At 70.2% G+C, this 20,461-nt stretch carries 21 protein-coding genes, 2 tRNA genes, 1 pseudogene and 1 riboswitch; of the genes and pseudogenes, 12 read left to right on the top strand and 12 right to left on the bottom strand.

The window, feature by feature from the left end; genetic code table 11:
• The 3 genes from J3P31_RS19165 to J3P31_RS19155 are packed head-to-tail and all read left to right on the top strand — an operon-like array spanning position 1 to position 1,756.
• Complete coding sequence (locus J3P31_RS19165; protein WP_210530131.1) at positions 1-351, top strand: hypothetical protein; 351 nt, start codon at positions 1-3, stop codon at positions 349-351.
• On the top strand, positions 351-1,058 hold the full coding sequence (locus J3P31_RS19160) for a polysaccharide deacetylase family protein (RefSeq protein ID WP_210530130.1): 708 nt from the start codon (positions 351-353) through the stop codon (positions 1,056-1,058). Before J3P31_RS19165 ends, J3P31_RS19160 begins: the two co-directional genes overlap by 1 nt.
• Complete coding sequence (locus J3P31_RS19155) at positions 1,058-1,756, top strand: polysaccharide deacetylase family protein (RefSeq protein WP_246849686.1); 699 nt, start codon at positions 1,058-1,060, stop codon at positions 1,754-1,756. Before J3P31_RS19160 ends, J3P31_RS19155 begins: the two co-directional genes overlap by 1 nt.
• Here the strand turns inward: J3P31_RS19155 and J3P31_RS19150 are convergent.
• The 6 genes from J3P31_RS19150 to J3P31_RS19125 all read right to left on the bottom strand — a co-directional run bounded on the left by J3P31_RS19150 (position 1,740) and on the right by J3P31_RS19125 (position 7,566).
• Positions 1,740-2,387: a 5-deoxy-glucuronate isomerase gene (locus J3P31_RS19150; protein WP_210530128.1), complete on the bottom strand. Its 648-nt coding sequence runs from the start codon at positions 2,385-2,387 to the stop codon at positions 1,740-1,742. The two genes, J3P31_RS19155 and J3P31_RS19150, sit on opposite strands and share 17 nt — an antisense overlap.
• Positions 2,388-2,398: 11 nt before the next feature.
• Positions 2,399-3,775: a family 4 glycosyl hydrolase gene (locus J3P31_RS19145; RefSeq protein WP_210530127.1), complete on the bottom strand. Its 1,377-nt coding sequence runs from the start codon at positions 3,773-3,775 to the stop codon at positions 2,399-2,401.
• A 55-nt stretch (positions 3,776-3,830) separates the two neighbouring features.
• Positions 3,831-4,823 carry a 2-hydroxyacid dehydrogenase gene (locus J3P31_RS19140; RefSeq protein WP_210530126.1) on the bottom strand — a complete coding sequence of 331 codons (993 nt, stop codon included), beginning with the start codon at positions 4,821-4,823 and terminating at the stop codon, positions 3,831-3,833.
• Between the two features lie 3 nt (positions 4,824-4,826).
• Positions 4,827-5,888 carry an ABC transporter ATP-binding protein gene (locus J3P31_RS19135; RefSeq protein WP_210530125.1) on the bottom strand — a complete coding sequence of 354 codons (1,062 nt, stop codon included), beginning with the start codon at positions 5,886-5,888 and terminating at the stop codon, positions 4,827-4,829.
• A gap of 93 nt (positions 5,889-5,981) precedes the next feature.
• The gene (locus tag J3P31_RS19130) at positions 5,982-6,575 is read right to left on the bottom strand and encodes an NAD(P)H-dependent oxidoreductase (RefSeq protein WP_210530124.1); all 594 of its coding nucleotides are present in this window, start codon (positions 6,573-6,575) and stop codon (positions 5,982-5,984) included.
• Position 6,576: 1 nt separating this feature from the next.
• Positions 6,577-7,566, bottom strand: coding sequence for a potassium channel beta subunit family protein (locus tag J3P31_RS19125; RefSeq protein ID WP_210530123.1), 990 nt, complete (start codon positions 7,564-7,566; stop codon positions 6,577-6,579).
• A 94-nt stretch (positions 7,567-7,660) separates the two neighbouring features.
• Positions 7,661-7,764: riboswitch (TPP riboswitch) on the top strand.
• Between the two features lie 32 nt (positions 7,765-7,796).
• Here J3P31_RS19125 and thiB point away from each other — a divergent pair.
• Genes thiB through J3P31_RS19110 form a run of 3 tightly spaced genes read left to right on the top strand, consistent with a single transcriptional unit; the run spans position 7,797 to position 11,008 of the window.
• On the top strand, positions 7,797-8,780 hold the full coding sequence (gene thiB, locus J3P31_RS19120) for a thiamine ABC transporter substrate binding subunit (protein WP_210530122.1): 984 nt from the start codon (positions 7,797-7,799) through the stop codon (positions 8,778-8,780).
• A gap of 4 nt (positions 8,781-8,784) precedes the next feature.
• Complete coding sequence (locus J3P31_RS19115) at positions 8,785-10,314, top strand: ABC transporter permease family protein (RefSeq protein WP_210530121.1); 1,530 nt, start codon at positions 8,785-8,787, stop codon at positions 10,312-10,314.
• Entirely contained in the window at positions 10,301-11,008 is a 708-nt protein-coding gene (locus J3P31_RS19110; protein WP_210530120.1) for a thiamine ABC transporter ATP-binding protein, read from the top strand. Before J3P31_RS19115 ends, J3P31_RS19110 begins: the two co-directional genes overlap by 14 nt.
• Before the next feature lie 108 nt (positions 11,009-11,116).
• Here J3P31_RS19110 and J3P31_RS19105 read toward each other — a convergent pair whose 3' ends face one another.
• The 3 genes from J3P31_RS19105 to petA are packed head-to-tail and all read right to left on the bottom strand — an operon-like array spanning position 11,117 to position 13,937.
• A complete protein-coding gene (locus J3P31_RS19105; protein ID WP_210530119.1) occupies positions 11,117-11,989 on the bottom strand; it encodes a cytochrome c1 in 873 nt (290 codons plus the stop codon).
• An 11-nt stretch (positions 11,990-12,000) separates the two neighbouring features.
• Positions 12,001-13,347 (bottom strand): cytochrome b, encoded by a 1,347-nt coding sequence (locus J3P31_RS19100; protein ID WP_210530118.1) that lies wholly within the window; start codon positions 13,345-13,347, stop codon positions 12,001-12,003.
• An 11-nt stretch (positions 13,348-13,358) separates the two neighbouring features.
• Positions 13,359-13,937 carry a ubiquinol-cytochrome c reductase iron-sulfur subunit gene (gene petA, locus J3P31_RS19095; protein ID WP_210530117.1) on the bottom strand — a complete coding sequence of 193 codons (579 nt, stop codon included), beginning with the start codon at positions 13,935-13,937 and terminating at the stop codon, positions 13,359-13,361.
• A 484-nt stretch (positions 13,938-14,421) separates the two neighbouring features.
• On the opposite strand from petA, the gene J3P31_RS19090 reads away from it, so the two are divergent.
• Positions 14,422-15,072, top strand: coding sequence for an outer membrane beta-barrel protein (locus J3P31_RS19090; protein WP_210530116.1), 651 nt, complete (start codon positions 14,422-14,424; stop codon positions 15,070-15,072).
• Between the two features lie 4 nt (positions 15,073-15,076).
• On the opposite strand, the gene J3P31_RS19085 is transcribed toward J3P31_RS19090, so the two are convergent.
• From J3P31_RS19085 to dapF, 3 genes are all read right to left on the bottom strand, one after another.
• Positions 15,077-15,682 carry a glutathione S-transferase family protein gene (locus tag J3P31_RS19085; RefSeq protein WP_210530115.1) on the bottom strand — a complete coding sequence of 202 codons (606 nt, stop codon included), beginning with the start codon at positions 15,680-15,682 and terminating at the stop codon, positions 15,077-15,079.
• Positions 15,683-15,744: 62 nt separating this feature from the next.
• The gene (mtaB, locus tag J3P31_RS19080; RefSeq protein ID WP_210530114.1) at positions 15,745-17,013 is read right to left on the bottom strand and encodes a tRNA (N(6)-L-threonylcarbamoyladenosine(37)-C(2))-methylthiotransferase MtaB; all 1,269 of its coding nucleotides are present in this window, start codon (positions 17,011-17,013) and stop codon (positions 15,745-15,747) included.
• Complete coding sequence (gene dapF, locus J3P31_RS19075) at positions 17,010-17,846, bottom strand: diaminopimelate epimerase (RefSeq protein ID WP_210530113.1); 837 nt, start codon at positions 17,844-17,846, stop codon at positions 17,010-17,012. Before dapF ends, mtaB begins: the two co-directional genes overlap by 4 nt.
• Positions 17,847-17,926: 80 nt before the next feature.
• On the opposite strand from dapF, the gene J3P31_RS19070 reads away from it, so the two are divergent.
• From J3P31_RS19070 to J3P31_RS19045, 5 genes and pseudogenes are all read left to right on the top strand, one after another.
• Positions 17,927-18,002: transfer RNA gene (locus J3P31_RS19070), tRNA-Lys, on the top strand.
• A gap of 67 nt (positions 18,003-18,069) precedes the next feature.
• Positions 18,070-18,145: transfer RNA gene (locus tag J3P31_RS19065), tRNA-Lys, on the top strand.
• Between the two features lie 397 nt (positions 18,146-18,542).
• A pseudogene (locus J3P31_RS19060) lies at positions 18,543-19,155 on the top strand (aldehyde dehydrogenase family protein).
• A gap of 12 nt (positions 19,156-19,167) precedes the next feature.
• Positions 19,168-19,584: a cupin domain-containing protein gene (locus J3P31_RS19050; RefSeq protein WP_210530110.1), complete on the top strand. Its 417-nt coding sequence runs from the start codon at positions 19,168-19,170 to the stop codon at positions 19,582-19,584.
• Positions 19,585-19,913: 329 nt separating this feature from the next.
• Entirely contained in the window at positions 19,914-20,276 is a 363-nt protein-coding gene (locus J3P31_RS19045) for an AbrB family transcriptional regulator (RefSeq protein ID WP_210530175.1), read from the top strand.
• The last annotated feature ends 185 nt before the right edge of the window (positions 20,277-20,461 follow it).

The following is a 20,461-nucleotide window of genomic DNA, read 5'->3' as shown; positions in this document are numbered from 1 at the left end:
ATGATAAACTTCTCTCTGCCTCCCCTCCCCGAGGAGGAGGTGGATGCACGCCTGGCCGACATGGATCGGCTGGGCTCCCGCGATTACGCGGAGATCGGCGTCCCCATGTTCCTGGTGGCCGAGGACCTGACCGGCCATGCGCCCCGCCGCATCGCCCATGACGGCACGGGGCGGATCCTCGCCCTGCTGCTGGCCGAGGGGGTCGAGGCGCTGCGGACCCGCCGGCCGGATCTCGATGCCGACGACATCGCCCGCCTGATCGAGGCCCTGGCCGACCGGCATTTCCTGTCGCTGGCCACGCCCGCCTTTTCCCGCGCGACGGACCTTCACCCCGCCGCCGAGGCCGGCTGATGGGCGAGCTGCTGCTGCCCGGCACCTTCGACGACACGCTGAACGCGCTGGTGCGCGGGCTGTCGGCGGGGCGGATGCTGCGCGTGGTGAACTTCCACGCCACCCCCAGCTACCGGCGCGAGGAGTATCGCCGCCAGTTCGCGACCTATGCGAAGCTGTTCGCGCCCATCACCTTCGAGAACTTCGATTCCGCCTTCGATGGCACCTGGACCGATCCGCGCCCGGGCCTCATGCCCGTGCTCTTCGAGGGATTCCGCGACAACGTCGACGTGATGCTCCCCATCCTGGAGGAGTTCGGGTTCAAGGGCTGGTTCTTCGTGCCCTCGGCCTTTCCGGCGGTCGTGCCCGACATCCAGCGCAGCTACGCCAAGGCCCACAAGCTGCACCTGCCCCGCAAGGACGAATACCCCGGCGAGCGTGTGGTGATGACCTGGGACGAGGCGCGGGACCTGGCGAACCGGGGCCACGGCTTCGCCTGCCATTCGCGCAGCCATTTCGAGCTCACGCCCGAGACGCCGGACCATGTCCTGTGGGACGAGATCCACACCGCCGCCAACGAGATGCGGGCGGGCCTGGGCTGGCCGGTGGAGATCTTCTGCTGGCTGCACGGGGCCGAGGCGGGGATCAACCCCCGCGCCGACGCCATGCTGCGCGAGGCCGGGTTCCGCTACCTGTTCTCCAACTTCAAGGTCCAGAGGCTCGCGTGATGGACGCGGGGGCCCTGGTCCGCGCCTTCGCGACCGGGGCGCCGGTCCATGCGGTGAACTTCCACAACACGCCCCGGCATCGGGCGGCCGAGTACGACCGGGAGCTGGCCGCCCTGGCCGAGCGGTTCGTCGCCGCGACCGAGGACGACCTGGCCACCTATCTCGCGACCGGGGATTGGCCCCGCCGACGCCCCGGCGTGGTGATCGCGCTCTACAACGGCTACCGGAACAACTTCGACGTGGTCCGGCCCCTGCTGGAGAAGCACGGCCTGCATGGCTGGTTCTTCGTGGCCAGCGGCTATGTCGACTGCCCGCCCGACGAGCAGCTGGCCTTCGGCGCGGCGCATGCGCTCAGGACCGTGAAGGACGAATACCCCGACGGACGCTATGCGCTCGGCTGGGACGAGATCCGGACGCTGGAGCGCGCAGGGCACGTGATCGCGAGCCATACGCGCAGCCACACCCGCGTCGCTCTGGACGACGCCGCCGCCCTCGAGGCCGAGATCGTGGGATCCCAGGCGGACTTCGTGCGCGAGCTGGGGCACCCGGTCCGTGCCTTCGCCTGGCTGTCCGGCGGGGCCTATGGCGAGAACCCTCTCGCGGATGCCGCCGTGGACCGCGCCGGCTACGAGTTCCTGTTCTCGAACTTCCGCATCCAGAGGCTGCCGGGCGCGCCCGACCTCAGGCCTGGGGCCTGAGCGCGGCCACCACCAGCACCTCGCCCTCGCCGGTCACGTGGGCGTTCTCGCCGGGCGGAAGGGCGAGCGTGTGGCCGGGCGGAAGCTCCTGCGTCCCGGCTCCGTGCGTCAGCGTGGCGGGGCCAGTCACGTGCACGAGCCGCTCGACCTCGCTGCCCAGGCCCGCCGAGGCGTCGGTCTCCCCCGCCAGGGACAGGAGCCGGAGGCGGAGCCGCTCGACCGGCTCCTCGATGGCGAGAAGGCCCTCGACGGGCCGGTAGGCGCGGGGGGCCGATCCGCCATGGGGCCGCGCGCGCGCGTAGGCGACGGTGGCCGGCACCAGCGGCACGAGCTCGTAATGGTGGCGCGGCGGCAGGTAGACGGCCCAGTCCCCGTCGGCGTCGAGCTGGAACGCGACCTCCTCGGGGCCGCCGGTGACCGCGATGGACACCGCGCCGGCCAGCAGGACCACGAGAACCTCGTCCTCCTCGGCCTCGCCCCGGACGGTGGTGCCGTCGGCGAAGTCGTAGATCCGGAGGCTCAGCAGGTCCGAGAACCCGGTGGCGGCGCGGTCGATGTCCACCGGGCGCGGAGTCGGGCCGACTCCGGGGAGGTCGACGGTCCGGTCGAAGTCGGGCTCGATGACCTTCATGGGCGTTCCTTTCAGGCGAACTGCGGCAGATGCGGGGCGTGGGCGGCCAGGAGGTCGTCGCGAAGCGCGCGGGCCGCCGCGGGGTCGGTGACGCCGCCATCGGCGAGCATCGCCTCCAGCATCGCCTCGCGGTCGCCCGCCACGGCGGCCTCCACGGTCAGCTCCACGGCGTGGATCTTGGCCCGGAGCTTTTCGACCAGGGGCTCGGACAGGTCGTCGGCCAGAAGCGGCACGAACCCGGCCCCGGTCGCGGCGGCGTTGCATTCGATGACGGCGTCGCGGGGCAGCCAGGGGGCCTGGCCCCGGTTCGGGATGTTCACGCTGAACACGCCCCGCCTGTCGTCCATCAGCGAATGCATGATCTGGAGGAGCTGCTCGCTTTCGCCGGGCAGGTTGTCCCAGCGGTCCTGCGGCAGCGGGTCGGGCGAACGGGCCAGGGCCAGCATGTCGGCATACCACTGGTCGCCCAGCTGGATCCGCTTGTCGATCGGGAAGGCCTCGCGGCCCAACCGGCGGCCATGGTAGGCTCCGCCGGGGAAAAGCTCGGGGAAGAACTCGACCGCGTGGCGGTCCATGGCGCAGGGAAAGACGCCGTGGGCTTCGAAGACCCCCCAGGAGAAGGGGTCGTCGGCGTAGCGCGGCGTCCGGCCCTCGGGCACGATGTTGGGCCATTCGTCCTTGCCCGCGATCTCGGCCTCGAGCGTGCGCTTCTGCTCCGAAAGCCGCTGCCGGAGGAGCGGCGCCGCGTCCTGGCCGCGGAGGAAGAGGCGCGTCAGGAAGGTGAGGTGGTTAAGGCCCACGCCGAGCGAGGTGACCGAGCCCGGCTCCGTCCCTAGGAAGCGGGCGATCTGGTGCTCCACATGCGTCACGCCGTGGCAGAGGCCCACCACCGGGACGCGCGTCTCGCGGCGGATGGCCCGGCAGATCGCCGTCATCGGGTTGGAGTAGTTGAAGAAGTGGGCCCGCGGGCAGAGCCGGTCAACGTCCCGCGCGATGTCCAGCATGGGCGGGATCATCCGCATCGCGCGGGAGATGCCGCCGGGCAGCATGGTGTCGCCCACCGGCTGCCAGATGCCGTGCCGGCGCGGGATTTCGATGTCCTGCTGCCAGCCGGGACGGCCGCCGACGGCGATGGTGGTCACGACGAAATGGGCGCCGGGCAGCACCTCGCGCCGGTCGGTCGTGGAGATCACCGGGATGCGCGCGCCCTTGGCGGCGAGCATCTTGGCCACGAGCCGGTCGACGGCCTCCAGGGTCACCGGATCGATGTCGACGAGGGCGATGTCCCAGGCGTCCTCCTCTTCGGCGAGGATGATGTCGGCGACGAGGCGCTGGGTGAAGACCGTGCTTCCCGCGCCGATCAGGACCACCTTCTTGCGTTCCGGCATGGCTTCCTCCGCAGGGGGGCCCTTGTCCGCATCGGACGGGGCCGGGTCGATCCGGTCACAGGGGGCGGAATGCCCCCGGGTTGATGGCGTCGGGCGGCAGGCGTCCCTCGAGCGCCGCCAGGGCGTTGTTCACCGCCCGCACGGCGGCGTTCACCTTGGCCGAGGCCGCGAGCCCTGCCTGGTGCGGCGTCAGGATCACGTTGTCGAGCTCGAAGAGCGGGCTGTCGTACAGGGGCTCGTGCTCGAAGACGTCCAGGGCCGCGCCGGCGATGCGGCGGTCGCGCAGGGCCTCGATCAGGGCGGGCTCGTCGATCAGCTCGCCCCGGGCGATGTTGACCAGATAGGCCGAGGACTTCATCAGCGCGATCTCCCGCGGGCCGATCATGCGGCGGGTGCCGTCGTTCAACGAGGCGTAAAGGCTGACCACGTCGGATTCGCGCAGCAGCGTGTCGAGGTCCACATGGGTCAGGCCAACCTGCGCGGCGAACTCCGGGTCCGGCGTGCGGGTGTGGCCCAGGAGGCGCATCCCGAAGGCCGCCGCGCGCCGGGCCGCCGCCCGCCCGATCGGGCCCAGCCCCACGATGCCCAGCGTGGCCCCGTAAAGGTCGAGGCTGGTCTGCGTGCGGCTGGCCCAGAGCCCCTGCCGGATGGCGATGTCGCCCGTCCGGATCTGGCGCGTGGCGGCAAGGATGAGCCCCAGCGAGAACTCGGCGCATTGCTCCGCGTTCACGCCCTTGACGTTGGTGACGACGATGCCGCGCCGCGTGGCCGCCTCCAGGTCCACGTTGTCGCTGCCCGAGGTGTGCAGCGCGATGATGCGTGCCCGGGGCGTCAGGTCCAGCGCCGCCCCGTCGAGGCCCATGAGCCGCCCCGTCACGATGGCGTCCGCGCGTGCGATGTCGGCCAGCCCGGCCGCCGCGATCTCCTGGAAGGGAACCAGCCCGTCCACATAGGTCACGTGATGGCCCGACCGGTCCAGCGCGGCGACCGCCGCCGGCAGGTCGCGCAGGGAATCCGAGACGACGACGATGTTGCGGGGCGGGCGCACGGATCAGGCCGCTCCGATCCGCTGGCCCTCGGGGGTGAACCAATGGGCCTGGCCGGGATCGGGCAGGAGCCGCACGAGGTCGCCGGGCCGGGCCTGCACCCGCTCCCGGGCCAGGACGGTCACCGGCCGGTCGCCCATCTGCGCCACCAGCATCGTCTCGGACCCGGTGGGCTCGATCACCCGCAGGCGCGCGGGCAGGCCCTCGGGGGCGTCCGGCGGCAGCAGCCTCAGGTGCTCGGGCCGCACGCCAAGGGTCAGGCGGCCCTGGCCCGGACGGGGGGCGAAGCCGAGGGGCGTTCCGTCCGAAAGCGCCAGCCCGTCCGGCCCCGGCACGCAATCGAGGAGGTTCATGGCCGGCGAGCCGATGAACCCGGCGACGAAGGTGTTCGCGGGCCGGTCGTAGAGGTCGAGCGGACGGCCCTGCTGCTCCAGGCGGCCGTCGCGCAGGACGATGATCCGGTCGGCCATGGTCATGGCCTCGATCTGGTCGTGCGTGACGTAGATCGACGTGACGCCGAGCCTTTGGTGCAGCTCGCGCAGCTCGCTCCGCATCTGGACGCGCAGCTTGGCGTCGAGGTTGGACAGCGGCTCGTCGAACAGGAACAGGCGGGGGTTGCGGACGATGGCCCGGCCCATGGCGACCCGCTGCCTTTGCCCGCCCGAGAGCTGCCGGGGATAGCGGTCCAGAAGGTGCGCCACCTCGAGCGAGGCCGCCGCCTGTGCGACCCGCTCCGCGATGGTCCGCTTGTCGGCGCCGCGCAGGCGCAGCGAGAACCCCATGTTCTCGGCCACGGTCATATGGGGGTAGAGCGCGTAGTTCTGGAACACCATGGCGATGTCCCGGTCCTTGCTGGCGACGTCGTTGACCACCGTGCCGTCGATGGCGACGGTGCCCGAGGTGATCTCCTCCAGCCCCGCGATCATCCGCAGGAGGGTGGATTTCCCGCAGCCCGAAGGGCCGACGAGAACCACGAACTCTCCGTCCGCGATCTCGGCGGAGATGCCCTTGACCACGTCATGGTCGCCAAAGGACTTGCGGACGTCCGAAAGAGTGACCCTGGCCATGCTCGTCCCCCGTTTCCAGTCGGAAAGATACGCCCGGCAGGGCGTGTGGCAACAGCGCGCCGCCACACCGGACATGGCCCGGGCCGAGGGCCGTCAGGCCGGCAGCCGGGCGATGCGCGCGCGGACCCGGGCCAGGAACCGGTCCCGCTGGGCCGTGGTCGAGCTGTCCATGTCATGGAGGGCCAGCCAGAAGGTCCGGGTCCGAAGCCCCGTGCAGCCCAGCAGGCCCCGCAGCAGGATCTTGCGTCCGGGCGCCCCCATCACCAGCGACCAGAGCCACCGCGAGGAGCCCAGCGTCGTGACCACCCCCATCACCCGGATCCGGGTCAGCGCGGGCTCGAGCCCCTTGGGGCCCAGCTGGAACGCGACGCCCGTCCGCCACACCCGGTCGAGCCATCCCTTGAGGATCGCGGGCTGGCCGTACCACCAGGTCGGGTAGACGAAGACGATCCCCTCGGCCCAGCGCAGATGCCGGATGTGCCGCAGGAGCACGGGGTCCCTGGGCGGCGCGCCTTCGTTGTAGCCCCGCCGCTCCTCGGCGCCCATGACCGGGTCGAAGCCTTCGGCGCACAGATCCAGGGCGCGGACCTCGTGGCCCGCCGCCTCCGCCGCCTCGACGACCGTTCGGAACAGGGCCGTCCCGAAGCTTTCCGGGACGGGATGGGCATGGACCACGAGAAGGCGCATGTCAGAACCGGCGCGGCGCGTCGGGCTTGTTCCTCACCACGCCCTCGATCGCGTCCATGACATCGGGGGTGAGCGTCCCGACCGCGTCCATGGCGGCAAGGTTGTCCTGCAGCTGCGACAGCCGCGACGCCCCCAGGATCACCGTGGACACGCGCGGGTTCCGGAGGCACCAGGCCAGCGCAAGATGCGTGAGGCTGATGCCGGCGCCGTCCGCGATCCCCTGCAGGTCCCGGATCTGGCGCAGGCGGTCCTGCCCCTTCTCGCCCTCGAACTGCTCGCGCAGCCATTCGTAGCCCGGGAGCGCGGCGCGGCTGTCCTGGGGGATGCCGTCGTTGTACTTGCCGGTCAGCAGGCCCGAGGCCAGCGGCGACCAGATGGTCGTGCCGAGGCCGTAGGTGTCGTAGAGCGGCAGGTAGTCGCCCTCGACCTTCTGGCGCTCGAAGAGGTTGTACTGCGGCTGCTCCATGGTGGGCGGGGTCATGCGCCATTCGCGGGCGACCTGATGCGCCTCGGTGATCTGCTGGGCGGACCATTCGGAGGTGCCCCAGTAGAGCACCTTGCCCTGCCGGACGAGGTTGTCCATCGCCCGCACCGTTTCCTCGATGGGGGTGTCCACGTCGGGGCGGTGGCAGAAGTAGAGATCGAGATGATCGACCTGGAGGCGCCGCAGGGCGGCGTGGCAGGCCTCGGTCACGTGCTTGGCCGAGAGGCCGCGCTGCGTGGGCTTGCTTCCGCCCCAGAACACCTTGGACGACACGATCCAGGTCTCGCGCGGCCAGCCGAGCTCCTTGAGGGCTTGGCCCATCACGACCTCGGACTGGCCCTGCTCGTAGCCTTCGGCGTTGTCGAAGAAGTTGACGCCGGCGTCGTAGGCTTCGGTCAGCAGCTCCTTGGCCAGCCGGGTGTCCACCTGCTTGGCGAAGGTCACCCAGGAGCCGAAGGACAGGGCGCTGACCTGCAGCCCCGATTTCCCGAGGCGACGATATTCCATGGCATCTCTCCCGTGGCGATGTGCCGGCGTGACCCTAAGCCGGGGCTCGCGACGCGGAAAGGCCCTTGCGCGGTGCGGGCGCGCGGCTATGTTCCGCCCCACCTCGGGGTGCCCGGCAACGGGCTGAGATGCGATCTCCGCGAACCCGTCGAACCTGAACCGGCTAATACCGGCGGAGGGAAGGTGGCTCATCGGGAGCCTCGTTCGTCCGCCATCAGAAGGACGAACCCATGAACCCGACTCGTGCCGCCATCTTCGCCCTCGCCGCCGCCCCGGCGCTCGCGCAGGCGCAGGACGCCCCCGTGCTGACGGTCCTGACCTACGACAGCTTCACCAGTGAATGGGGCCCGGGCCCGGCGGTCGAGAAGGCCTTCGAGGCCGAATGCGGCTGCGACATCCGGTTCGTGACCGCCGGGGATGGGGCGGCCCTCCTGGCCCGGCTCCAGCTCGAGGGGGCGACGTCGGAGGCCGATGTGGTGCTGGGCCTCGATTCGAACCTCGTGGCCGCGGCCCGCGCGACGGGGCTCTTTGCGGCGCACGGGACCGGCGCGGCGCTGGACCTGCCGGTCGAATGGGCGGACGACACCTTCGTGCCCTTCGACTGGGGCTGGTTCGCCATGGTCGGAAAGGCGGGCGGACCCGCTCCGAAAAGCTTCCGGGAGCTCACGGAGAGCGATGCCACGCTGGTGATCGAGGACCCGCGCTCGTCCACGCCGGGCCTGGGCCTCGTGCTTTGGCTCGACGCCGCCTATGGCGAGGAGGCCCCGGCCATCTGGGACGCGCTCAGGGACAACATCGTCACCGTCACCCCCGGCTGGTCCGAGGCCTACAACCTCTTCCTTGAAGGGGAGGCCGACCTCGTCCTCAGCTACACCACCTCGCCCGCCTATCACCTGATCGCCGAGGAGGACGCCGGCTATGTGGCTCTGCCCTTCGAGGAAGGTCACTACCTCCAGGTCGAGGTCGCGGCCAAGGTCGCCTCGACCGACCAGCCCGAGCTGGCCGACCGCTTTCTCGACTTCATGCTGGGCGAAGGGTTCCAGGGCGTGATCCCCACGACCAACTGGATGTATCCGGCGGTGACGCCCGCCGCCGGCCTGCCCGACGGCTTCGAGAGCATGCGCCCGGCCACGACGCTGTTCTTCCCGCCCGAGGAGGCCGAGGCCCGGCGGGGGCCGGCGGTCGAGGCCTGGCGCACCGCCCTGTCGCAGTAGCGCCATGGCCGTCGGATCCGGGCCGCCCCGGTTGCCCGGAGCGCTGGTCGCGCTCCTGATGGCGGGGCTGTGCCTGGGGACGCTGATCCCCCTTCTCCTCCGGACGGGGGAGGGGGGCCTTGTCGGAGCGGACTGGGCGGCGCTGCGGTTCACCCTGGTCCAGGCGGCCCTGTCGGCGGGGCTGTCGGTGGGGCTCGGCGTGCCGGTGGCGCGGGCCCTGGCCCGGCGGCGGTTCCCGGGCCGATCGGCGCTGGTGACGCTGCTGGGCGCGCCCTTCGTGCTGCCGGTCATCGTGGCGGTGCTGGGCCTCCTGGCGCTCTTCGGCCGGAGCGGGCTCGTCAACGAGGCGCTCGGCCTGATCGGAGGACCCAGGATGTCAGTCTATGGGCTTCACGGCGTCGTGCTGGCCCATGTGTTCCTGAACCTGCCTCTTGCGACCCGGCTGATCCTTCAGGGCTGGCTCGACATCCCGGCCGAACGGTTCCGACTGGCCGCGACGCTCGGGGCGCCGATCTGGCCGCTGCTGGAATGGCCCATGCTGCGGCGGATCCTGCCGGGCGCCTTCGCGGCGATCTTCGCGCTTTGCCTGACGAGCTTTTCGGTCGCGCTGATCCTGGGCGGCGGCCCCCGTGCCACGACGGTCGAGCTGGCGATCTACCAGGCCATCCGGTTCGAGGCCGACTTCGCCGGCGCCGCGCAGCTGGCGCTCCTGCAATATGCCATCTGCGGGGTGGCCGCGGGTTTCGCGCTCTGGCTTTCGCCGCCCGCGCTGGGCGGAGGGGGGCTGGGCCGTTCGGTCGAGCGGTGGGACGCCGCCGGAGCCGGCGCGCGTGTCATGGACGCGGCCTGGATCGGGGGCGCCGCCCTGTTCCTGCTTCTTCCGCTGGGGCTCGCGGTGCTGCGCGGGGTCGGCGGGCTGTCCGACCTGCCGGTGGAGACCATGGGGGCGGCGCTGCGGTCGGTGATGGTGGCGGTTTCGGCCAGCGTCCTGACGGTCGGGGCCGCGCTGGCGCTGGCGCTGCGGGCCGGCACGCTCGCCCAACTGGCGGGGGCGCTCCCGCTGGCCGCGTCGAGCCTCGTGCTCGGGACCGGGCTGCTGCTCGTGCTGCGCTCCGTCGTCGGGCTGTCCGCCGTGGCCTTGCCGGTGACGGCCCTGGTGGACGCCGTGGCCTCCCTGCCATTCGCGCTCCGCGCGCTTGCGCCCGCGGTGGCGGAGATCGAGGCGCGGCACGGGCGCCTGGCCGATTCGCTGGGGCTGGTCGGCGCCCGACGGCTCCGGGTCGTCATCCTGCCTCTGGCTCGCCCGGCCCTCGGCTTTGCCGGAGGACTTGCCGCGGCGCTCTCGATGGGAAATCTGGGCGTCATCGCCCTGTTCGCGGGGCCGGGACAGGAGACCCTTCCGCTTCTCATGGCGCAGCTGATGGGGGCGTACCGGATGGAGGCCGCAGCGGCGACGGGACTGCTGATCCTGGCGCTGGCGCTGCTCCTGTTCTGGATCTTCGATCGGGGAGGGCGGATCGATGCTTCGTCTTGAACAGCTCGAACTGGGGCAGGGCAGCTTTCGGCTCGTCGCCGACCTTGAGGTGCCCCGGGGCGCATCGGTGGCCCTGATGGGGCCGTCGGGCGGCGGGAAGTCCACCCTCCTGGCGGGCATCGCCGGCTTCCTTGCGCCCCGGAGCGGACGCGTGACCTGGGACGGGGTCGACCTCGGCCCCCTGCCGCCGCTGGCCCGCCCGATCAGCGTCCTGTTCCAGGACAACAACCTCTTTCCGCACCTGACCGCGCTGCAGAACGTGGCGCTGGGGCTCCGGCCGTCGTTGAGGCCCAGCCCGGAGGACCGGCAGCGGGCCGGTTCCGCTCTGGTCCGGGTGGGGCTGGCGGGACTCGAGGCGCGCCGCCCGGCCGAACTGTCCGGCGGGCAGCAGGCCCGGGCGGCGCTGGCGCGGGTTCTGGTGCAGGACCGGCCCCTGGTGCTGATGGACGAACCCTTCGGGGCGCTGGGCCCCGCGCTGCGGGCCGAGATGCTGGCGCTGACCCGCGAGGTGCTGGACGGGCGCGGCGCGACGCTGCTCATGGTCACCCACGACCCGGCGGACGCGCGGCGGCTGGCCGGCGCGATCTGTCTGGTCGCCGACGGGCGGGCCCATCCTCCACAGCCCGCGGAAGAATTGCTGGCCGATCCGCCTCCGGCCCTCAGGGCTTACCTCGGCCTGACCCAGGCCACCTGAGGACAAGCAGATCGGGCGCGTCGCCGGTTCGGCGAGATGCCCGTCACCCGGCATGGAAAAAGGGCGCCCGGTCTCCCGGACGCCCTTCCCATGCCTAGCAGCTTCGGCTCAGACGCCGTGCTGGTCGTGGCCGATCGGGCGGCCGCCGGCCTTGACCGGCGCCCAGACCCTCTTGTTCGTCAGGTAGAGCAGGGTGGCCAGAACGGCGAGGAAGATCACGCCCGTCAGGCCGGCCTGCTTGCGCGAGTTCAGGTGCGGCTCGGCGGTCCACATCAGGAAGGCCGCGGCGTCATGCGCCATGCCTTCGACGTCATTGCGCGAGCCGTCCGCGAATTCGACCTGGCCGTCCGAGAGCGGGGGCGGCATGGCGATCCACGAGCCCGGGAAGAGGTGATGCCCTTCCTCGTCCTTGCACTCCTCCGGGTAGCCGCCAGCGGCGAAGACCACGTTGTAGTAGCCTTCGAAGTCCTCGGGGGCGCAGGCCGGCGGCTCCTCGTAGCCGTGGAGCAGCGAGGTGATGTACTCCGGCCCGCCCATCCCGTTGAAGAGCTGCGACAGGCCGGTGCCGTAGGGGCCGTGGAAGCCCGCCCGGGCCTTGGCCATCAGGCTCAGGTCCGGGGCGTTCGACAGCGAGGAATGCGGAAAGCGGTCGGCGGGCGTGGCCGGGCGTTCCCCGCCCTCGCCGTCGTTCAGCGTTTCGTCGAAGACGGAGTGCTGCTCGGCATAGGCACGCATCTGATCCTCCGGCAGTTCGGGGCCGCCGGGCTGCGAGAGGGTGCGGAAGGCCACGAAGCTGAGGCCGTGGCAGCTCGAGCAGACCTCGGTGTAGACCTGCAGGCCGCGCTGGAGCTGGAGCTTGTCGAAGGACCCGAAGGGGCCCTCGAAGGAGAAGGCGTAGTCCGTGATGTGCCCCTCCCCCTCCGCAAAGGCGGGGAGGGCGGAGATCGCAAGGGCGGCGCCGAGGGCGAGCGTCTTGAACATGGAAGGTCCTCTCACTCGGCGGGGCTGCCGGCGAACTGCTTGGTGCCCCCGGTCTGGGGGTCGTAGTGGGCCGCAAAGTCGGCCGCGATCGAGGGCGGCGGGGTCAGCGGCTTCTCGATGACGCCCAGGACGGGCAGGATCACCAGGAAGTAGCCGAACCAGTAAGTCGCGCCGATCAGGGCGATGTAGGGATAGATCCCTTCGGCCGGCTGCGCGCCCACCCACATCAGGGTGATGAAGTCGACGACCAGCAGGGCGAACCACCACTTGAACATCGGCCGGTACCGGCCCGACCGCACCATCGAGGTGTCGAGCCAGGGGGCGAGCGCCATGACCACGATGGCCCCGAACATCGCCAGCACGCCGAAGAACTTGGCGTCGACGATGCCGAAGGTGATCCAGTCCACGAACATCACCACCCAGACGTCGCCGGTGAAGGCGCGCAGGATCGCGTAGAAGGGCAGGAAGTACCATTCCGGCACGATGTGCGACGGCGTGGCGAGCGGGTTGGCCGGGATGTAGTTGTCGGGGTGGCCCAGGTAGTTCGGCATGAAGCCGACGATCGCGAAGAACACGGCGAGCACGACGGCCAGCGCGTAGAAGTCCTTCAGGATGAAGTAGGGCCAGAACGGAACGGTGTCGGCCTTGGCCTCCTCGACCGAGGAGCGGCGCACCTCGACCCCGGTGGGGTTGTTGTTGCCGGTCGTGTGGAAGGCCCAGACGTGGACGATGGTCAGGCCCAGCAGGACGAACGGCAGGAGGAAGTGCAGCGAGAAGAAGCGGTTCAGCGCCGGCTGCCCCACGGCCGAGGCGCCCAGCAGCCAAGTCTGGATCGACTCCCCGATGAAGGGGATGGCGCCGAAGAGGCCGGTGATCACCGAGGTCCCGTGGAAGGACATCTGGCCCCAGGGCAGAACGTAGCCCATGAAGGCGATGCCCATCATCAGCACGAACATCAGGATGCCGATGATGTAGGTGATCTCCCGCGGGGTCTTGTAGTTCCCGTAGTACAGGTTGCGGAAGATGTGCGCGTACACGGCCACGAACATCAGCGAGGCGCCGTTGGCGTGGAAGTAGCGGAGCATGTAGCCGCCGTTCACGTCACGCATGATGTGCTCGACCGAGGCAAAGGCCATGTCGACATGCGGCGTGTAGTGCATCGCGAGGACGACGCCCGTCGCGATCTGGCCCACCAGCGCGAACATGAGGACGATGCCCCAGATCCACATCCAGTTCAGGTTGCGCGGCGTGCGGATCATCAGCGTCCCGTACAGGAGCGAGATGATCGGCAGGCGCCGCTCGACCCACTTCTCGCCGCGGGTCTTCGGTACGTAGTCGTCGTGCAGGACTCCGGACATGGGCAGACTCCTCAGCCGAGCTGGATGGTGGCCGCGTCCACGAAGGCCGCGACGGGGACGGGCAGGTTGCGCGGGGCAGGCCCGCGCCGGATGCGGCCGGCGGTGTCGTACTGCGACCCGTGGCAGGGGCAGAACCAGCCGCCGAAATCGCCCGATTCCCCCAGAGGCACGCAACCCAGGTGGGTGCAGACGCCCATCTGGACGAGCCAGGTGCCCGCGGGCAGCTCGCTGCCCTCGAAGGGGGCGAGCGAGCGGTTCTCGTCCGTGGCGGGCGCCTCGCCGAGGTTGGCGTTGTTGGCGTCGGGGTCGGGCAGCGTGGACACATCCACGTCGCGGGCGGCCGCGATCTCATCCTCGGTGCGGGCGCGGATGAAGACCGGCTTGCCCTGCCACAGGACGGTGAGCTGGGTGCCGGGGGCGACGCCGCTCACGTCCACGCGGATCGAGGCCAGGGCCTGGACGTCCGCCGTCGGGTTCATCTGGTTGACGAGGGGCCACACAGCCGCGCCGGTCACCACGGCGCCGGCGCCGGCCGTCGCGTAGTAGATGAAGTCGCGGCGGGTGCCCTGGGGTGCTTCGGTGTGCGACAAGGGGACCTCTCTCGGGATAGGGGCGGGACGGCCCGCCCATAGGCATGGGGACGTGCGCTGGCACGCCCGTCCCTTCAGCGCGGGTGTTTATCACCAAAATCCGTAGGGTCCAGCGGACACATGGGCGCAGGCGCCGGAGGCCGGGCACGATCGCTTGAGATAGATGCAGCCGGAGCGCAGGCCCAGGCCCCCGTGGGGGACAGTGGCCCCGCGCCTGACGACCGGACGGCCGCAGGAGCCGGGCTGTCGCCGAAACCCTGGCGAGCGCTTGCCTCAACTGCGGCGCGAGGCCGCACCCGGAGGCCGTCGCCGGGGTCGCAGACCAGGCGATCCTGTTGCGCCAGTGCCGCAGGGCTGGCGGAAAACACAATTCTACGTCCGTTTCGGGGGTCTTGGGAGGTGGATGCGATTCCTTTCCGGCCGACCCACGCTTGCCGTCGCCGTGCCGGCACCTTATCCTAAGGGTCTATCCTCGAGAGCATCGATGCGTCTTCTTGTTCTTCCCCTTGCCGCCATGATCGCCACCCCCGCCTTCGCGGAGGTGGAACTCAGCTTCTATGGCGGCTGGCAGACGGCGCCGCATTCGGGCGTCACCATCGACAATGGTCCGGCGGGGGTCGATCCCGACTTCACGGCCGGGTGGGAGGGACGGTCCTTCGAGGCCCCCATCCATGCCGGCGCCCGCGCGACCTGGTGGATGGGCAACAACTACGGCTTCGGCGTCGATATCAACCACACCAAGGTCTATGCCGACGACGAGACGCTCGAGGAGTCGGGCCTTGAGCACTTCGAGTTCAGCGACGGTCTGAACATCCTGACGGTCAACGGCTACCGCCGCTGGCCCGAAGCGTTCGGTCGCGTCACCCCCTATGTCGGCGCCGGCGTGGGCGTGGCCGTGCCGCATGTCGAGGTCATCGACGACGAGACGGGTTCCCGGACCTGGGAGTATCAGCTCAGCGGTCCCGCCGTGGCCCTGATCGCGGGCGCCTCGCTTCCCATCACCGACCGGTGGTCCGTGTTCGGGGAATACAAGGGCACCTATTCCCAGAACGAGGTCGACCTCGACGACGGCGGCACCCTGGAGACTGACGTCGTGACGAACGCCATCAACGTCGGCGTCAGCTTCAGCTTCTGATCCCTCAGGCAGGCTTCGTGGCCGACAGGCTGGGCCGTGCCGCCATGCGTTCGTCCCAGGCGGTGAGCTTGGGGCGGCCGTCGCGCCAGTTGCGCGGTCCATGCCGGAAATCGAGGTAGCCCAGCGCGCAGGCCAGCCCAAGGTGCCCCATGTCGATCGGGCCCGCCAGATGGGCCATCCAGCGATCCTCGATGGCATCGAGCCCCTGGGACACCTTGCCCCACTGTGCATCCATCCAGTCCGGAAAGCGCTTCTCCTCCGGCCTCAGCCGGGTTTCGTAAGCCATGGACAGGGCGGAATCGAGAAGGCCGTCCGCCAGCGCCTCCAGCGTCAGCACCTCCCAGATCCGCGCCTCGGGGTAGAGGTTCGATCCGAAGCGGGCGTCCAGGAACCGGCAGATCACGCGGCTGTCGATCACGGCCGGGCCGTCGTCGCGGATCAGGACGGGAATGCGGCCGGTCGGATTGTGCGGAAGGATCGACGCATCGGTGGCCAAGGCCGAGGTGCTGACCTGCACCTCCTCCACCTCGGCGGTCCGCCCCGCCTCGCGGATCAGGACGCGCGCCTTGCGGGCGAACGGGGACGCGGGAGAAACGAGCAGCTTGAGCATGGACCCTCCGGTCTTGGCCGAGATCCAGGCTAGCCCTGGCCCGGGGCGGGCGGCAAGGGAGGTCAGGCGGCGCGCAGCCGCTCGCCCTCCCGCCGCTCGATCCCGGCCTCGACGATGGCGCCGACCGGCTGGGCCGTCCCGAAGGTCACCTCGGCGAACTGCTCGGTCCGGCCCAGGGTGGCGCTTTCCATCAGCACGAGGTGCCGCCGCCCGACCTGCGCGTCGAGATGCCGGCGCGTCGCGTCCTCGCCCGCCGCGCGGAGGCGGGCGGCGCGCTCGCGGATCAGGGGACCGGCGACCTGGGGCATCTTGGCCGCGGGCGTGCCCTTGCGCGGGCTGAAGGGGAAGACGTGGAGCCAGGTCAGCCCGCAATCCTCGATCAGGTGCAACGAGCCCTCGAACATCTCCTCGGTCTCGGTCGGGAAGCCTGCGATCAGGTCGGCGCCGAAGGTCACCTCGGGGCGCAAGCGCCGCGCCTCCTCGCAGAAGCGCACGGCGTCGTCGCGCAGGTGGCGGCGCTTCATGCGCTTGAGCGTCATGTCGTGCCCGGCCTGAAGGCTCAGGTGCAGGTGCGGCATCAGGCGCGGCTCGGTCGCCAGCGCCTCCATGAGGCGGGGATCGGCCTCGATCGAGTCGATGGAGGAGATGCGGAGGCGGGCCAGCCCCGGGGCATGGCGCAGGATCTGGAGGACGAGATCCCCCAGGCGCGGGGTCCCCGGCAGGTCCGCGCCCCAGGAGGTCAGGTCCACGCCGGTCAGGACGACCTCGAGGAAGCCCTTGTCCACGAGGCGGGCGACCTGGTCCACGACGACCCCGGCGGGAACCGATCGGGAGTTCCCGCGGCCATAGGGGATGATGCAGAAGGTGCAGCGGTGGTCGCAGCCGTTCTGGACCTGGACATAGGCCCGCGCACGGGTGCCGAAGCCGTCGATCAGGTGGGACGCCGTCTCGCGCACCGACATGATGTCGTCCACGCGCACGCGTTCGGTGTCGCCCACGAAGTCGGGAGCGGCCGTTTCGCGCATCCGGGTCCAAGCGCCGGGATCCATCTTCTCGGCATTGCCGAGCACCAGGGACACTTCCGGCATCGCGGCAAAGGTCTCGGGCTCCACCTGGGCGGCGCAACCGGTGACGACCACCTGGGCGCCCGGATTTTCGCGGGCCAGCCGGCGGATCTCCTGCTTGGCCTTGCGCACGGCCTCCTGCGTCACGGCGCAGGTGTTCACGACGACGGCGTCCGACACCCCGGCCTTGGCCGCAAGCGTCTTCATGGCCTCGGTCTCCCAGGCGTTGAGGCGGCAGCCCAGGGTCGCGAAGATCGGGGTGCTCATCGGGCAGCCTCCAGGAAGGCGGGCGTCAGGACGCCCGAAAAGACGTGCGCGGTCGGGCCGGTCATCCAGACCCCGTCGTCGGCCCAACGGATCCGGAGGGTCCCGCCGTCCAGGACGACGGTCAGGTCGCGGTCCGCGAGGCCCCGCCGAACGGCCGCGACCGCGACGGCGCAGGAGGACGACCCCGAAGCCAGCGTATGGCCTGCGCCCCGCTCCCAGACCCGCATCCGCAACCGGTCGCGCGACAGGACCTGAACGACCTGGACGTTGGTGCGCTCGGGAAAGAGCGGATGATGCTCGTGGGCGGGGCCGAAGGTGGCGAGGTCCACGCTCTCGACGTTCTCCAGGAAGAAGGTGCAGTGGGGGTTGCCCATGGAGGTCGCCGTGGGCGTGCCCTCGATGGGCAGTTCCAGCGTCTCCATGGCGCGGGCCAGCGGGATCTCGTGCCAAAGCAGGCGCGGCGCCCCCATGTTCACCGAGGTGAGACCCCTCCCTGCGTCGCAGGCCGAGAGCAGCCCGCGCTCGGTCGCGATGGTCAGGGCGGTCCGGCCCGTCCGGTCCAGCTCGGCCCGCGCAATGCAGCGGGTCGCATTGCCGCAGGTGGATGATTCGGAGCCGTCCGTGTTCCAGAAGCGCAGCGCCAGGTCGGCCCGGTCCGAATCCTCGATCAGGGCGAGCTGGTCGAAGCCGACGCCGCGATGGCGGTCCCCCAGGGCGCGCGCCAGCTCCGGCGTCATCTCCACGCGGGTGGAGCGCCCATCAATCACCAGGAAGTCGTTGCCGAGCCCATGCATCTTGGCGAAGGGCAGGCCTGTGTCCGTCATGTCACGCATGACGCCCACTTACTCTCGATGCGCCATCCTTTCCAGAGGCCCTTGACCCCGCCGCCCAGGGACCATATGTCGCCGGGCGTGGGCCGTTAGCTCAGTTGGTAGAGCAACTGACTCTTAATCAGTTGGTCGTAGGTTCGAACCCTACACGGCTCACCACCCACACCACCTTAGGGAAATATCTGGTTGACGCCCCTCGCGGACCCGCCTAGTTGCGGGTCCGGGCGGGCCGTTAGCTCAGTTGGTAGAGCAACTGACTTTTAATCAGTTGGTCGCTGGTTCGAGTCCAGCACGGCTCACCATTCATTCCTGAAGACTCGCACGCTAATCGGGCGGAGCAGGGGGCTTCGCGTCGGTGCTGGGCTGGTGCCAGCAGGACATTTGGGCTGATTGGCTTCGGTCCTGACGAGTCCCAAGATGACTAGCCCAGGCCATGTGCTCGGCTGCACCAAAGATCAGGTCGGCACGAGGGCTTGATCCCATTCGACCTCGGCGTTGCCTCGTCCGGGTTCGCGCAATCGCGGCCCGGAGCGAGCCCCGGGGGGCTGATGGTTATGGGGGCCGGTCGTGTTGGATCGCGATGCGGCGCCACCCGAACTCGGCGGCTCGGACCCGTTCATCGTGCTGGCGGACGCGGACCCGGAGGCGGCAGCCGAGGTGGCGGTGAAGGGGCGCTAGATCAACCTGGGCCAGAGTTGCGTGAACGACAAGCGCTTCATTGTGGAGGCGGCGGCGGCTGACCGCTTCGCCGAGGCGTGCCAGGCCAACCTGGCCAAGGCGAAGATGGGCGATCCCATGGGGCGCGACACCAACATCGGCCCGATGGCGCGGGCCAGCCGGCGCGACGAGCTCCACGGTCGGGTGGAGCGGTCGGTGTCGGCCGGTGCCGTGGTGCTGATGTGCGGCAAGCCGGTGGACCGACCGGGCTTCTACGACCCGGCCACCATCCTCGACCATGTGCGTCCCGATCATGTCGCCTTCTGCGAGGAGACCTTCGGTCCCGTGGCGGCCATCATCCGCCTCCCCAACGCCGACGAAGTGATCGCGCTCGCCAACCGAACCGAGTTCGGGCTGGGCGCCGCGCTCTGGACCGCCGATGCAGCCCGCGCGCGTCCTGGCGTGCCGAATCGACACCGGCACGGTGTTCATCAACGGCATGGTGGTCTCGGACGCCCGCCTGCCGTTCGGCGGCATCGAGAAATCGGGCGACGGGCGTAAGCTGGGCTCGTACGGTGTCAAGGAGTTCACCAATATCAAGACCGTCTGGATCGGGCCTGCCAAGGCCTCGGCCCCGGTCAAGGCCGCCGACTAAAGGAGCCCCCTCATGAGCGACACCCGCCAAGCTGCCATCCTGCGCCCCTCCGAGCGTCCCACCAACGAGCGGGGCGGCGGCGCGCGCACCACGCCCCTCGTCACCCGGGCCTGCGGCTCCACAAGCCTCATCAACGGCATCACGGCCTTTGACCCCGGCGCAGCCATCGGGCTTCATTGGCACAACTGCGAAGAGTCGGTGATGGTGATCGAGGGCCAGGCCATCGCCGAGATCGACGGTGTGCGCCATCCGCTCGAGACCGGCGACACGACCTGGATTCCCGCGAACGTGCCGCACCGCTTCATCAACGCCTCCCAGGAGAAGCCCATGCGCATCTTCTGGACCTACGCCTCCATCGACGCGACCCGTACCATGGTGGCGAACGGCGACACGCGCACCATCGACGCCGAGCACGGGACGACGCCATGATCCTCGTGATTGCCGAATCGGGCGTCACCCCCAGCCCGAGGCCGCCCTGCGGGAGGCCGTGCCGCTGTTCCTGGGGTTCCGGCGCGGCCGGAGCGTGCGGCTCCACCGGCCGGTCGGAAGGTCCGGCCTCTGCCGCCCGCTGGCCGATTGCGAGCCGAGCGAGGACCGTGCCGCGCACTCCCATGGCCTAGAGGCCTTTGCTCCTTGGCGAGGAGAGGACTCGTTCCCCCGCACATGGCCGCGCCGCCTGCCGTGATGCACTCCGAGGAGGCACCGCCGTCTGAAGAAGGTTGAGGATGGAGGCTCGCTGACTTCGCCGTCTCCTCACGCTGGCCGCCGCGCGCTGGGGTCTACTCATCGCGGCCGTCGCGCAATTCCTGATCGGCCTCAACATCGGCTTCCACTACATCGGCGTCACCTGTCGCGAGCTGCGCCGCACCATCGGCGTCAAGGCGCTCATCATGCTGATCCTTGCAATGCTGGCGGACGCAGTCGCCGAAGTGCCGGTGAGCCTTGCGTCACCGGTCAAGGCCTTTCTCGCCTTTGCGCCAGGGGCGGAGGCCGAAGTGACGGTGCTCGCCATCGTGTCCGGGGCCAACCTTGCGTATGTCGTCGTTCATCATCTCGCCCCAATCCTTGTCGTGATCCTGGGAACTCCTTTGGTGATGCGATCCGTAAAGCCACGAGCCTGATCGGGCCGCATGACCGAACGCGCGCATCAAGGCTGGCCCGTTTGACGGCGATTGGGTGTCCGGAGGGGACGCGGGTGGCGGCGGAGTGAGGGCTGTGGCGTGTCGAGCCCTTGGCCCGGTTCGAGGAGTTCCGGACGTTGCTCGGGGCTGTCGTTGCCCGTTTGACGGCGATTGGGTGTCCGGAG

It is taken from the genome of Rubellimicrobium arenae (assembly GCF_017916275.1).
Classification (GTDB): Bacteria; Pseudomonadota; Alphaproteobacteria; order Rhodobacterales; family Rhodobacteraceae; genus Rubellimicrobium; species Rubellimicrobium arenae.
This window is presented reverse-complemented; position numbering and strand designations above follow the sequence as displayed.